Source organism: Lacinutrix sp. Hel_I_90, assembly GCF_000934685.1.
Taxonomy (GTDB): domain Bacteria; phylum Bacteroidota; class Bacteroidia; order Flavobacteriales; family Flavobacteriaceae; genus Lacinutrix.
Genome location: NZ_JYNQ01000001.1, coordinates 3,427,451 through 3,440,368, shown reverse-complemented (window position 1 = coordinate 3,440,368; position 12,918 = coordinate 3,427,451). Strand labels below are relative to the sequence as shown.

The 12,918-nt window shown below is 34.3% G+C and carries 11 protein-coding genes; 9 read left to right on the top strand and 2 right to left on the bottom strand.

Annotation, left to right across the window (positions count from 1 at the left end):
• Positions 1 to 32 precede the first annotated feature (32 nt).
• On the top strand, positions 33 to 626 hold the full coding sequence (locus GQ46_RS15305; RefSeq protein ID WP_231567362.1) for a hypothetical protein: 594 nt from the start codon (positions 33 to 35) through the stop codon (positions 624 to 626).
• On the top strand, positions 623 to 1,285 hold the full coding sequence (locus GQ46_RS15300) for an ATPase (RefSeq protein WP_110355858.1): 663 nt from the start codon (positions 623 to 625) through the stop codon (positions 1,283 to 1,285). The genes GQ46_RS15305 and GQ46_RS15300 overlap by 4 nt, the downstream gene beginning before the upstream one ends.
• Positions 1,286 to 1,287: 2 nt before the next feature.
• Here the strand turns inward: GQ46_RS15300 and GQ46_RS15295 are convergent, their stop codons facing one another.
• On the bottom strand, positions 1,288 to 1,713 hold the full coding sequence (locus GQ46_RS15295) for a hypothetical protein (protein WP_027126737.1): 426 nt from the start codon (positions 1,711 to 1,713) through the stop codon (positions 1,288 to 1,290).
• Positions 1,714 to 1,948: 235 nt separating this feature from the next.
• Here GQ46_RS15295 and GQ46_RS15290 point away from each other — a divergent pair, with 235 nt between their 5' ends.
• The 3 genes from GQ46_RS15290 to GQ46_RS15280 are packed head-to-tail and all read left to right on the top strand — an operon-like array spanning position 1,949 to position 7,605.
• Positions 1,949 to 4,063, top strand: coding sequence for an ATP-dependent endonuclease (locus GQ46_RS15290; RefSeq protein ID WP_027126736.1), 2,115 nt, complete (start codon positions 1,949 to 1,951; stop codon positions 4,061 to 4,063).
• The gene (locus GQ46_RS15285) at positions 4,060 to 5,835 is read left to right on the top strand and encodes an ATP-dependent helicase (RefSeq protein WP_044403641.1); all 1,776 of its coding nucleotides are present in this window, start codon (positions 4,060 to 4,062) and stop codon (positions 5,833 to 5,835) included. Before GQ46_RS15290 ends, GQ46_RS15285 begins: the two co-directional genes overlap by 4 nt.
• A 60-nt stretch (positions 5,836 to 5,895) precedes the next feature.
• On the top strand, positions 5,896 to 7,605 hold the full coding sequence (locus GQ46_RS15280; RefSeq protein WP_027126734.1) for a hypothetical protein: 1,710 nt from the start codon (positions 5,896 to 5,898) through the stop codon (positions 7,603 to 7,605).
• A 72-nt stretch (positions 7,606 to 7,677) separates the two neighbouring features.
• On the opposite strand, the gene GQ46_RS15275 is transcribed toward GQ46_RS15280, so the two are convergent.
• Positions 7,678 to 8,280 carry an N-acetylmuramoyl-L-alanine amidase gene (locus tag GQ46_RS15275; RefSeq protein ID WP_231567375.1) on the bottom strand — a complete coding sequence of 201 codons (603 nt, stop codon included), beginning with the start codon at positions 8,278 to 8,280 and terminating at the stop codon, positions 7,678 to 7,680.
• Positions 8,281 to 8,509: 229 nt separating this feature from the next.
• On the opposite strand from GQ46_RS15275, the gene GQ46_RS15270 reads away from it, so the two are divergent.
• The 4 genes from GQ46_RS15270 (at position 8,510) to GQ46_RS15250 (ending at position 12,902) form a co-directional block, all read left to right on the top strand.
• Positions 8,510 to 8,797 carry a hypothetical protein gene (locus GQ46_RS15270; protein WP_025743366.1) on the top strand — a complete coding sequence of 96 codons (288 nt, stop codon included), beginning with the start codon at positions 8,510 to 8,512 and terminating at the stop codon, positions 8,795 to 8,797.
• Positions 8,798 to 9,067: 270 nt separating this feature from the next.
• On the top strand, positions 9,068 to 11,470 hold the full coding sequence (locus tag GQ46_RS15260; RefSeq protein ID WP_044403639.1) for a TraG family conjugative transposon ATPase: 2,403 nt from the start codon (positions 9,068 to 9,070) through the stop codon (positions 11,468 to 11,470).
• A gap of 35 nt (positions 11,471 to 11,505) precedes the next feature.
• Positions 11,506 to 12,063, top strand: coding sequence for a conjugal transfer protein (locus tag GQ46_RS15255; RefSeq protein WP_339917541.1), 558 nt, complete (start codon positions 11,506 to 11,508; stop codon positions 12,061 to 12,063).
• Positions 12,063 to 12,902: a hypothetical protein gene (locus GQ46_RS15250; protein ID WP_034230060.1), complete on the top strand. Its 840-nt coding sequence runs from the start codon at positions 12,063 to 12,065 to the stop codon at positions 12,900 to 12,902. The genes GQ46_RS15255 and GQ46_RS15250 overlap by 1 nt, the downstream gene beginning before the upstream one ends.
• The last annotated feature ends 16 nt before the right edge of the window (positions 12,903 to 12,918 follow it).

The window sequence follows — 12,918 nt, the reverse complement described above, 5'->3', positions numbered from 1 at the left end:
GCCGTTTAAATCCCACGCACATAAGTTTGTACGTGGCATTGTTTCAATTATGGAACAACTATCACTTTCCGACAGAATTCTATATCAATCGAGAAGAAGCGATGCGGTTTTCCAAGATTGGTTCAAAAACTACCTACCATCGCTGCATCAAAGAACTACATCATTGGAAATACCTATTATACGAACCCTCACATAATCCATTTAAAGGCAGCAGAATCAAGATGTTCAATTTTGGGACAAGTGATGGACAAGCTCTGTACCCAAACCCTACCAATATCGGGACAAGCAATGGACAAGCGGTGGTATCTATAAACAAACATATACAAACAGGAAAAAACAAAGCAAATGATACTAAACTTGACAAGCCAAAAAATGAAAATGAAGTCATTGATTTTTTTGAAAAGGAAAATTGGCCAGAATTGGAAGCCAAAAAATTTTACAACCACTACCAAGGCATCGGTTGGAAAGTAGGTGGAAAAACAAAAATTGTCGATTGGCACGCCACAGCTCGAAACTGGATGATAAAGGCCGAAGAGCTAAAAGAAGAAAAAACAATGGTTGCAGTTAGCCAAAATACGGACAACCTAAAGACAAGTTCCAACAAAAATTATAATGAACCATTATGAATCCCCACAAACCACATATCATTACCGAGGGTAGCGTTCAATACACCTTGGGAGAACTGAAAGACAATCAAATGCTTTATGATTTTGATAAAATGCTAATTTATCTCAATGCCAAAGGAAAACTACTTTTTGGCAAGAAATTCAAAATTTTTGAAGAAGACCGTGATATTATATTCAAGCTCTGTAATTATTTTATCAGGGATGAAGCTAATTGCAAAAAATTAGACATCGACCGCGATAAAGGGATTTTGCTTTCTGGTCCTGTTGGTTGTGGAAAAACCAGTTTAATGAAACTGTTACGCCATATTGTGCCACATCAGAAATCGTATGAGGTTATACCCACACGAAACATTGCCTTTGCCTTTAATAATATTGGGTACACCATCATTGAAAATTACGGCGACAAAAAGTTTTATTGTTTTGATGATTTGGGTGTAGAACCCACCGGAAGGCATTTTGGAAAAGATTGTAATGTAATGGGCGAAATCTTACTTTCACGTTATGATTTATTTTTAAGTCATAAAACTAAAACACACGCAACTACAAACCTCAATGCTAAAGAACTGGAGGAACGTTATGGGAATAGGGTACGTTCAAGGATGCGACAACTGTTCAATTTAATTGCCTTTGATAAAAGCAGTCGTGATAAAAGGGATTAAATCTAATTTTGGTTTTCTTCCTCTAAAAGAAGTAGTTCGTGTATCATATCGCTTTCATCCAAATATTGAGCCAACCATTCTTGTTGGGAAAGCCAATTGATATACTCTTTATCAGATTCCCAAATAGCTTCAACATATTCCCCTCTATATTTACCGAAACTAAATTTCGTTCCAGAATCTTGTCCCTCAACTTCAGTATCGAACAATTTGTAATAGGTTTCTAATAAACCTTCTTCTCTACACCTGTAATACAGCCATTGTTTTTTATAGCCTTTGTATTGCCTTCTTTTTTCAAGATATTTTACCATTTCAACATCAGATAAGGCCTTAAATGAATTTCGTTTGGTTTTTGGTTTAAACAACCATCCAAAAGTCATCCCCAAAGTATTTTGAAGTACGTTCAAAAAGAAAATTGCAATTGCTCTCATTTTATTTGCACTAGAGTTTATAACACTCTAATTAGGCTTAATTTACGAAAAAAAACCAAAATTTTGACTTCCAGAAGTAAAGATATATTCTTAATAAAATTTTAACAATTTGTAGGAAACCGTAAGAATTTAAAAAGACATTTCAGTATATTTATAGGCGATTACGCTTAAAATATTAATGTTTAAAAAGCTAATGGGAAATCATTGGCTTTTTTATTGTTTCAAAATAATTATTATGCATATAAGTTCACTATCCATTAGGAATTTTAGAAATTTCTATAAATCAAAATTCATTTTTAAAAAAGGTATAAATACTATTTTAGGAGAAAACGGTTCAGGTAAAACCAATCTCTTTTTTGCTTTACGAGTTTTAATTGATGATAAACTTCCAAGATATATAAGATTTAATGAGTCTGACTTTAACCGAGGTCTGGGTAAATGGGCTGGACATTGGATAATTTTATCGGTTACTTTTGACGAACTGGATGCGAGTGAAGAAGCACAGGTACTGGCAGTACAATCTTCGGGAGATATGGAAGGCAGCAAAAAGACTGGAAGTTACTCGGTGTACTTTAGACCAAAATATCAGTTTAGAAAAGAATTATATGATTATTCACAAACCGCAGGTAAAAGTGTAGCAGGGCTTCAGCTTTTTTTTGATAAACTTACGATTGATGATTATGAAACGTCTTACTTATGCAGAGGCTCTGGAGATTTTAGTGATGACACTACCTATAAAAAGTATGTTGGCGATTTTGATGCTGTTGAATTCCCAAACCCAGATGATAAAGAAGAATTGATTTTTGGAACGTTTCTGCCGAGGGAAATAAGTGTGCACAACGAGGTTTCTTGTACGTTCATTAAAGCACTTCGAGATGTCGAAAGCGACTTACGTTCCTATTCTACTAATCCATTGATTAATTTATTACGAGGAAAGGAAAAAACTATTGAAGTTTCAAAACAAACGGACATCATTGATAGCGTTAACAAACTTAACGACCAAATTAGTTCTCTCAAAGAAGTAAAGGATGTGAAAGATGGAATTGACAAAAGTATTAAGGAAGCTGTGGGTACTACTTACGGCCCTAATATAGATGTCAAATCAGAACTTCCAAATGATATGGAAAAACTACTGCAATCACTCAAACTATGGGTTGGCGACCCAGATGAAGAAGGTTATATGGGTAAAATATGGGAGTTGAGTTTGGGAGGTGCAAATATGATTTACCTATCACTAAAGCTATTGGAGTATGAAAAAATCAGAACGGATAGAATTGCAAATTTTCTTTTAATAGAAGAACCAGAAGCACATATTCATACGCATATTCAAAAAACCCTTTTTGATAATGTGCAAACCAATAAAACACAGGTTATTATTTCAACGCATTCTACTCACATTTCATCTGTAAGCCGAATAAGTTCAGTAAATATTTTAAGCCGAGGAAATATGCAGACTTTGGTATATCAACCATCTAACAATCTTGATGATGATTATATAACAAGAGCCGAAAGGTACTTGGACGCCATAAGAAGCAACTTGCTTTTCGCGAAAGGCGTTGTTTTGGTTGAAGGCGATGCAGAACAGATTCTCATTCCTCAAATGTTTAAAAAAGTCTTTGGAATTTCGCTCGATGAAATTGGGATAAGTCTCGTAAACATTGGAAGTACAGGTTTTAAAAATGTTGCAAGGCTTTTCCATAAGGATAGAATTCAGAAAAACTGTGCCATACTAACTGACTTGGATGCCAGTATTGTCAATTTACCTGCAAATGAAGTTGATGATTCTGCTTATGAAAAACATTGTAGGGCATCGCAAATTAGTGGAGCTGAAAGAAAAAAGGAATTGGATAAATTTTGTGACAAAAACGACTTCTTGATTCCTTTTTACTCTAAATACACCTTTGAAGTTGATTTCCTTTTGAATGGGAATAGCCACGAATACGTACAATCACTTCCTGAAATTTTCAAACAACAAGCAGCTATTGATTCTTCAAAGAAAAAGTTAGAAGAAAAATCAGTTTCGATTGCAGGTGTAGAAGTTTTACGATTGGCTGATAAAAAAGGCAAAGGTTGGCTGGCGTTGGTTGTTGCAGATAATTTAGTTTACAATACTTATATTCCTGAATATATTTTGAAAGCCGTTGCTTTTGCATCTTCGCATTTAAATAATGCCTCTAAAGCTAAAACCGCTAAATACAGGTTACGAAAAATTAGTCGTAGTAAAAATGATAGTTATTACGATGTAGCAACAAAAATTAGTTTTAAGGATAAAGAAGACCAACAGGTTATTGATGACTATATAGCCAACTTTCCTAATGACCAATTTACTAAATTTTTATCGTTTATATGATTTTAGATACTTTAAGCGACCAACAAAAAGATGCCGTTGTTAAAGATGGAAATGTACTTCTTACAGCTTGCCCAGGAAGTGGAAAAACACGAGTGATTATTCATAAACTCGCTTATGCTCTAAAAAATATTGATGTAAACAGTAAACAAAGGATTGTCGCTCTAACTTTTACCGTAAGGGCTTCCGAAGAAATATATCGCAGATTAAACGCAATGGGAATTAATAGTAATCGGGTTTGGTCTGGCACTTTGCATTCATTTTGTCTCGAATGGATTATAAAACCCTATTCCTGTTATTTACCTGAACTTGAAAACGGCTATTTAATTGCCGATGAAACTTATGCCTCGGATATCATAAGTGAACTTAAAGAAAAGCATAAGTTAAAACCTATTGACCCGATTAATTTCAGATTCGATAGGGACGGCACATTTGCCGAACCAAAAACAATTCAAAAAAGAGTCCTTAAGGATTATCACGAAAGGCTACAAACAGAGAAGTTAATTGATTTTGAGCTTCTACTATACTATTCATACAAACTCTTAACCAAGCATCCTAAAATAAAAAAAACGTTATCGAACATTTTTAGCCTTATATGTGTTGATGAATATCAAGACACGCAAGATTTGCTTTACGCAATTATTTCGTCGATTGTAACAACTGGGGAAGGTAGCTCAAATCTATTTTTAGTAGGAGATACAGACCAAGCAATTTATGCATCTTTGGGTGGCATTGCCAAAAGTTTGGAAGAAATACAGGAAGAGTTAAACACTTTACCTATTGAGCAACTTACGCTTTCTGGAAATTATAGGTCCACACAAAGAATTATCGACTTTTACTCTATATTCCAGACAAACCCAATTAAAATTGAAGCTATTGGTACTAATAAAGACGTTGATAGTATAATAACGTACAATAACACCATTGACAAAGGATATTTAGTAGATGAAATTGGACGACTTATAGAGCATAGTTTAGATAATGGAATTCCAGAAGATGAAATATGCGTATTGGTTCCGCAATGGTGGTTAATAACTACTATCACAAAACAGTTGAGAGCTAAACTACCAGATGTAAATTTTGATGCTTCAGGTTTAGCACCAATGTCAAAAAATCGAAATAACATTTGGTATAAGTTATCGAGGTTGTTCTTAACGCAGCCACAACCAAAAATATATTCATTGCGATACAAATGGTGTTCTGAAGTAATTGAAAACTTTAAAGAACATACCAATACTGAATTCAGCGAACAATATCAAACAGAGCGAAATGTATTGAAATTGATTAACTCGATAACATCCAATGAAACTGAAGGTATCGATTATCTTAATGATTGTTTTGACCAGTTTTTAGAGGCTGTTGGGATTGACCAAACTATTTACGCACAACTTCTTATAAATAGGAAGACCTTTTTCGATGTAATAAAGAGCCGTCTTGAAGACCCAACGTTTCAAGTTCCAAGTGACATAGCATCATTTATGAGTTTTTATAGAGAAATGTCAGGCGTCGTCATCAATACTTGCGTTGGTGTTAAAGGAGAAGAATTTGAAACCGTTATTGCTTATGGTTTGCTAAATGGGTATATCCCACATTGGAATGACATTTTTACTGGAGACCCTGTTGCCGCTTCAAAAAAACTACTTTATGTTATCTGTTCAAGAGCCAAAACCAATTTACACTTGATATCAGAAACTGGCAGACAAACCAAAAAAGGAAACCCGTTAGAGATTACCCCAGAATTGCAAAATCTTAATTTTGAATTTGATGAAATATAAAAAATGTTGTAATCCATTTGTAACGATTTGAAAAATTAAGGATAGTGTTTTTAGGATAAAATGAAGAAAATAGATTTAGAGAAAAAATCATTAGAAATTCAAAAAATAATCTCTCGTTATACAAAAGAGAGCTTTGTATGTTTTTTTGCTGATTTTATTAGACACCATCCAGAAAGAAGCAATATTGGATTTTCAAAAAAATTCAAGTCAAAATTAAAAGATTCTTTATATCTGATAATGTTAAGACTCTCTACACCATTGGCAGGCAAGGAAGAACTTCATTATTCAGAAAAAAATGATTTAGTACTTCAGCAAGTTGCTGACATTCTTTTAGAGATAGTTAGTTTCTATTTATCAGAAAATTATGAGGGAAATGAATTTGATGAGATTTCTGATAAAAGACAAAAATTACTTGTTCACGAATTAGCATTCAAAAATTACTTTCAAAACGGAATATTAAATTATAGAGAACAAGAGGTAAATAAGGTTATTAGGATGTTTAAACCTTATCAAGATAAAATACAGGAAAGATTAGAAATCGATTTAAAAACCTTAATTAATTTATGCAATCATTCTGAATTAATTTATCGTGCAAAGTCAATAAATTCAAAGTCATTTATTTTAGACAAAGGCTTTGACAAACTGGCTCGACAATCTGCAAATGGATTATTAGCAGAGAATGAGTTTACAGATAAGCTGTTAGAACTTTCGAATGAGACCCAAGAAAGTTTTTTGAATTTTTTTGAGAAACCCCACCAATGTTTACTTTTTGCCAAACAAGATTTTCACCTCTCTTTTGAAGAAAAACATATTGATATTTTCTGTGGCTTATTTTCAATTGATATTAAAGATAATCATAGTAATTTATTTTATTCCCAACAAAATCCTTTAGAAAATAAACCGATTATAAGAATTAGTGATAATCAGTATTTAAACGTATATCAAAAACAATTGCCTTCAGCTCTATATGATTTACTTTATACCACGCTTACTCAAACAAAAAAGGAAAAAGAACAAGTAAATTTCCGTAGAGGAAAAGTTGTTTTGGAAAGCCATACTTTGGATATATTTAAAAAATTCTTCAAAAAATCAAAAAGGATTAAAATTTTCACCAACTATTACATAAACAACGAGCCAGAAGAAAAAGATATATTAATCCTTGTGGATAATAACGCCTATATCATTGAATGTAAGGCTTCAAGATATAGAGAACCACGAAGGGTTACGGAACAAGCATACCAAAGAATTAAATCTGACTTTAACGACTGTATTCAAAAAGGTTATGACCAATGCTATCAGGTTGAACAGGAATTGTTAAACAATGAAAAGGTTATTGTTAGCTTGAAAAATAAATCGGAGGTAATTATCACGAATGAAATTCACGAGATTTTTTGCATTGTAGTTACTTCAGAAAGATTTGCTTCCATACAAACCGATTTAGGATTAATGCTTAAAAGGAAAAATAATGAAGACCCTTACCCTTGGTCAATATATGTCGATGATTTAGAAACTTTTTTGAAAGTGCTTTACAATAGTTTCAGTAATCCATCCAGAAAGATTTTTAACTTTTTGGAGCATAGAGAATTACTACACGGAAGATTAATAACCAATGATGAATTGGATGTATGTGCTATGTTCCTAAAAGACCCAAAGAACTTCAAAGAAATATGTGAAAGTGAATATGTTGTTTTTACTGACCCAACCCTACAAAATTATTTTGACAAGTTATATTTTGACAAAAAACTAAAATTTAGGATTGAGGATTTTTAGTTTTAATTATCTCTTTGAAGATAGTTATAATAATCTTTCTAATGCTTTTTACAATTTCCATAAATATTTCCTTCATAACCCAACATTTAAATAGTTATACAATCCCATTAAAATGGCCAATGCCATTGCTCTTATATTTTTGGGCTTTAAAAAATAATCTGCTTCATCGGTGCTCGAAATAAAGCCCATTTCGATGAGTATAGCAGGGCGAATTTCGATATTTTCACGTAGCACTTGAAAATTTGCGAATCGAACTGCTCGTTTTTTAAAGTCCAATTTCAGAGTGCTTTCTTCCAAAATGGACAATCCCATTCCGATAGATTTCTTTATAAGTACTTCTTCATCGTTGGTATTATGCACGTAAATGTCCATTCCTTTTGCCGATGTGTTAGAGGCATTGCAATGTAACGATACAAACACATCAGCCTTTAAGCTTTCAGCTAATCGACTTCTATCGGATAAAGAAATTAAAGTGTCCATATATCTGGTCGAATACATATCAAACTCGTTATTTAAGAGGGTTTCATTTAGCCTTATAATCTCTTTGGCAATACTTAACGATACATCCTTTTCTTGAATACTATTTGTACCGATTGCACCAGTATCTTTTCCACCGTGTCCAGGGTCGATGATAATGACTTTTTGTTGACCGAAAATCACACAGAATTGTAGCATCAAAATCACAAAACTGACGTTTTTGGGCGTTACCCACTTCCAAAATTTTAGAGTTATCAACATCGCACTTTTCAATTTTCATAAAATTTGATACCAATTCGCATCAAATAAAAACAATTGACATCAAAACTTATTTTATTCACAATTTACTGATTATCAGTTCTTTGTATTGCAATATACACTATTTTTCAAATATCAAAATTGACGTAAAATCTAAATCACTTTGATTATGAAAAAATCACATTATGTAACCATCTTATCATTACTTATTTCAAGTACAACTTTTGCACAAATTGGAGGTATCGAAGATTCCGTAAACGATGTTTCTGATACTATCCGAACCATTTTCCCCATTATTTTGGGCGTTATCTTTTTAATTGGATTCCTATTTAATGCTGGACATTTCTTTGGCGAAAATGCCGATTTAAAAAAAGGGATTACCCGCGTACTGGTCTTTGTATTGATTGCGGGAGCAGTCGTGGGCATCTTTACGTACCTCATTAGCATCGTAGTGTAATGAAACGATTCGAGGTCTATAAAAACATACGCAAGCGAGCCGTGATTATGGGTCTGCCCATATCATTGTTCGCTTTAATGATGACCGTTGTTATCGGTTCATTGCTGTTCATCATCTTTTCGTTCAGCTTTACTGTTATCATTTCAGTATTTCTATTGAACGGTGCACTGTATATCGTATTGACTCACATTACCAAAAACCCTGCATTGATGCACATCAAAAAGGTATTCCCACAAACAATTAGTAACAAAAAAGGAAGTCGTCTGTACTATGAAGAAAATTAACCTATCGGCATATCATCCTATTTTGGATATTCAAGACCATATCGTGTTCGCTAATAACGGCAATGTGGTATTGGGCTATCAAGTGGACAATCCTGAAATCTATTCCCTCGCGGAAAAAGATTTTGAGGATATTCACGGTTCGTGGTTTCAAGCGTTTAAATCATTGCCTATTGCCACGGTTATCCACAAACAGGACATCTATCAGAAAGCTGAATATTTGGCGGAAGAACTTCCGAACAAAAGCTTTTTGCAACGTGCCACACACGATTATTTTAAAGGTCGGGAATTCATTAAACATTCTTCTTACCTATTCTTTATACTTCCGCACAACAAAGCTTTGAACGCACCGAAGTTTACCAACCCATTCCGCAAGGTCGAAAAGGGTATTCATAAGCAAATGGACCATAACGTTCAGGAATTTATTGCTTCTGTTAACGATGCCGTTTCCTTTGTAAATAACAGCCGGAAAGTGTCATTGATACCTTTGGGTATCGATAAAGTCTTGTCATTGACCAATGCTTATTTTAATGGATTCAACGAAGGATTTGATACCGACATTCTATTGAAAAAAGCGAATATTGAAATTGGCGACCATCATTTTGATGTGCTGGCCATCAATAGCGAATTGTGTTATGGCGATGTGGTTCAGAGTAGCAAGACCAATGATAAATTTACTTCGGACGACTTTGTATTCCACCAAGGATTTATTGACGGATTAGGGTTGAATCTCAATGAAAATCATATTGTCAACCAAATCATTTATTTGGATGATAAGCACAAATGGCGAAAGCTGTTGGACAAGAAAATTGAAGAACTCAAAAAGAGTTCCAATTTTGGAACACAGAACAAAGTCATCTTAAAGAAGATTGAAGACATTGTTACCAAAATCAATGAGGACGATAGTTCAAGAATTATTAGGGGTCATCTAAATATTATATTCTGGGATAAAGATGAAGCACAATTAGAAAGAATTGCTTCCAAAATAAAAACCGAATTCAAAGAATTGGATATAGTGCCTTATTATCCAAAAGACGAAGAACGCAAGCAATATTTCTTAAACTCATATTGCTGTTTTACTTCCAATTTTTCTAATGAGGATTTATACGTAACCGATTTAAAACACGCTCTTTGCCTGTACATTAACAATACCAACTATCAGTCAGATGCCACAGGTGTCATCTTTAATGACAGACAACATAACATTCCTGTACTTAAAGATGTCTGGGATGAAAAGAAGAAACGCATCAAGGCAAGGAACTTTGCCATTTTCGCACCTACTGGAGAGGGAAAATCTTTTTTGGCAAACAATATTCTACGCCAATATTTTGAACAAAATGTTCGATTGGTCATTATTGATTTAGGTGGTTCATATTCAAAATTTGCCAAGCTCTATCCAGACGACCATATCATCCTTCGCTATGAACAGGGAAAAAATTTGGGTATCAATCCATTCTATATCTCTGATGTCAATGATTTGACACCAGAGCGATTGGAAGATTTGGCAATCTTCCTTTTAGAGCTCTTGGCTTCGGGCAAAGCAACGACTAAAGCTGAAGAAGTGGCGGTCAAAAAAGTACTTCGGTACTACTATCTACAAAATGTGGGTGGTACACATTCTTTGGAAAATTTATACCAGTTCGTTGATACAAAAAAAGACACCTTTTTAGAAGAACTACATATTCAAGAGCAACATTTCAACATCTACGATTTTCTGCACATTCTCTCTGAATATGTGGATGATGGCTTGTACAGCTTCCTGTTCAATGTAAGTGAAGACCAGACCTATAAAATTGAGGATAAAAGACTGATTGTTTTTGAACTTGATGAAGTAAAGGACAATAAGGAAATCCTTTCCGTAATGTTGAAGCTGATTAAATCTGCCATTCAAAGAACCATTTGGAGAAATAAAGCCGAGAGGGGAATCATCCTATTCGACGAGTTTGCCAAACAGCTCAAATTTGGAAATGTACTCGAAAGTGTAGAATTCTATTATCAAGCCATTAGAAAACAAAATGGAGCGATTGGGATTATACTGCAATCCATTAACCAATTGCCCAACAATTCCACATCGGCGAGTATTCTTGAAAACACCCAAGTAATTTACAGCCTTCGTAATGAAAAAGGCTATGCCGAATTAAAAAACAGGCTCAACCTTACCAGTCACGATTTAAACCAGTTAAAATCCATTCGTAACAACCTTACAGGAACACGAAAATATACCGAAATGTTCATCAAAATCGGAAAGGAAAGCAACATTTTCCGATTGGAAGTACCGCCCGAAGTCTTTGCTGCTTACCTCACGGATGGCAAAGAAAACGAAGACATTATGAAACATTTTGAAGAACACCAAAATATGGAGATAGCCATTAAAATATTTATTAATTCTTAAAAATAAAAATTATGAGACACACTATCAGAAATCTAATGTTATCCGCACTATTTGTAGTGCTAATTGGAAGTAAGGCTTCGGCCCAGGGGATGCCTGTGTATGACAACACAAACTTTATCTCTTTTGTAAAATCATTATTGGAATCAGGTAAACAAACCGCCAATTTAATGAAGACGGTAAAATTCCTTAAAACCCAAAAAGAGAATATCGATAAGGTAAACAATGTCATCAAACAACTTCAAGCAGTCAGGGAACTGGCAAGAAACAACCAACGATTGTTTGATGTTGTACAGGATGATTTGAGGGAAATCCTCAATTCCCCTTTTATTAAACCAAATGAAGTTACACGCATTTCAGATTCCTTTGATGCCATCCTTCAGAACTCTATGGCTGGTATGGAATATATCGACCAAATATTGTCCAGCGACAATCTGAAAATGACCGATGCCGAACGTGCCGAAGTCCTTAAAGAAAAAGAGCTGGAATCCAAGGAAATGGTAGCGGAAATTGAGGCAAAAACCAGACGCTATCGAGAGATTATTCAATTTCGAGAAATGCAGTACAAAATCAATAACCGAGAAACCGATTACTAATGTCAGGTATTTTTTTAGGCATAGGGTTAGAGTTTGTGGACACTATTTTTCAAACGATAAAAAATAGTGATTTCTCACAATACACTATTGTAGGAATGAAGACACTCGCCCTCTTGTTTTTTCTCATCAACATCCTAAAAAAGTACAATGAAGGTGTAGCCAATAATGAGGGTTATACGTGGGGATTGACCCCTGCGGAACTGGCCAAAAACTTTGCAATAGTGATTTTAGTCATTTTTTCCACACAGGTATTAAGTGTTTTCGACACCATTTTGGTGGCCATTGAAAACCAATATCGGGACACGGCACCCGCACTTCTTCCTTTACAGATGCAAGATATTGACATCGAACAGGATGTAAGTGCTTGGGATGCCACCAAAAAAGCAATGGCAATGCTTTATGAAGCATTAGTAACACCTTTATACGGCTTAAAAATACTATCCTTTATTGCCGGAATATTTCTCTGGCTATTGGATTTGTTTATTTACCCCTTATTCCTTGCAGAACGATTCTTTTTGCTGGGCATAATGCAAGCCTTTTTCCCTTTGGTCATCAGCTTGGCGGTTTTTGAAAAGTTCAGGTCGTTGGCATACAACTTTTTTAAGCTTTACGCTGGCGTATATATGTTAGTTCCTGCCTTCTTTCTGGTCAATGTTTTCGTGAATAATCTTTATACCGAAATCAATACAAATTTCTGGAGCGACTTATTTGGTACGGATTGGGGGAGTAATTTTTTCGCACCGCTTTTACAGTTAGGGTCTATCGGATTTATTGTATTGCTGAAATTCAAATTATATAAACGAGCGACCTCGTTCACTTTTAAACTCTTTACAGGCTGATAAAGCAATAATAATT

Coding starts and splice junctions, on each gene's coding strand:
- GQ46_RS15250 (WP_034230060.1), top strand. CDS start 12,063: ATGTCAGGTATTTTTTTAGGCATAGGGTTAGAGTTTGTGGACACTATT.
- GQ46_RS15300 (WP_110355858.1), top strand. CDS start 623: ATGAATCCCCACAAACCACATATCATTACCGAGGGTAGCGTTCAATAC.
- GQ46_RS15280 (WP_027126734.1), top strand. CDS start 5,896: ATGAAGAAAATAGATTTAGAGAAAAAATCATTAGAAATTCAAAAAATA.
- GQ46_RS15295 (WP_027126737.1), bottom strand. CDS start 1,713: ATGAGAGCAATTGCAATTTTCTTTTTGAACGTACTTCAAAATACTTTG.
- GQ46_RS15275 (WP_231567375.1), bottom strand. CDS start 8,280: ATGCTACAATTCTGTGTGATTTTCGGTCAACAAAAAGTCATTATCATC.
- GQ46_RS15255 (WP_339917541.1), top strand. CDS start 11,506: ATGTTATCCGCACTATTTGTAGTGCTAATTGGAAGTAAGGCTTCGGCC.
- GQ46_RS15285 (WP_044403641.1), top strand. CDS start 4,060: ATGATTTTAGATACTTTAAGCGACCAACAAAAAGATGCCGTTGTTAAA.
- GQ46_RS15290 (WP_027126736.1), top strand. CDS start 1,949: ATGCATATAAGTTCACTATCCATTAGGAATTTTAGAAATTTCTATAAA.
- GQ46_RS15270 (WP_025743366.1), top strand. CDS start 8,510: ATGAAAAAATCACATTATGTAACCATCTTATCATTACTTATTTCAAGT.
- GQ46_RS15260 (WP_044403639.1), top strand. CDS start 9,068: ATGAAGAAAATTAACCTATCGGCATATCATCCTATTTTGGATATTCAA.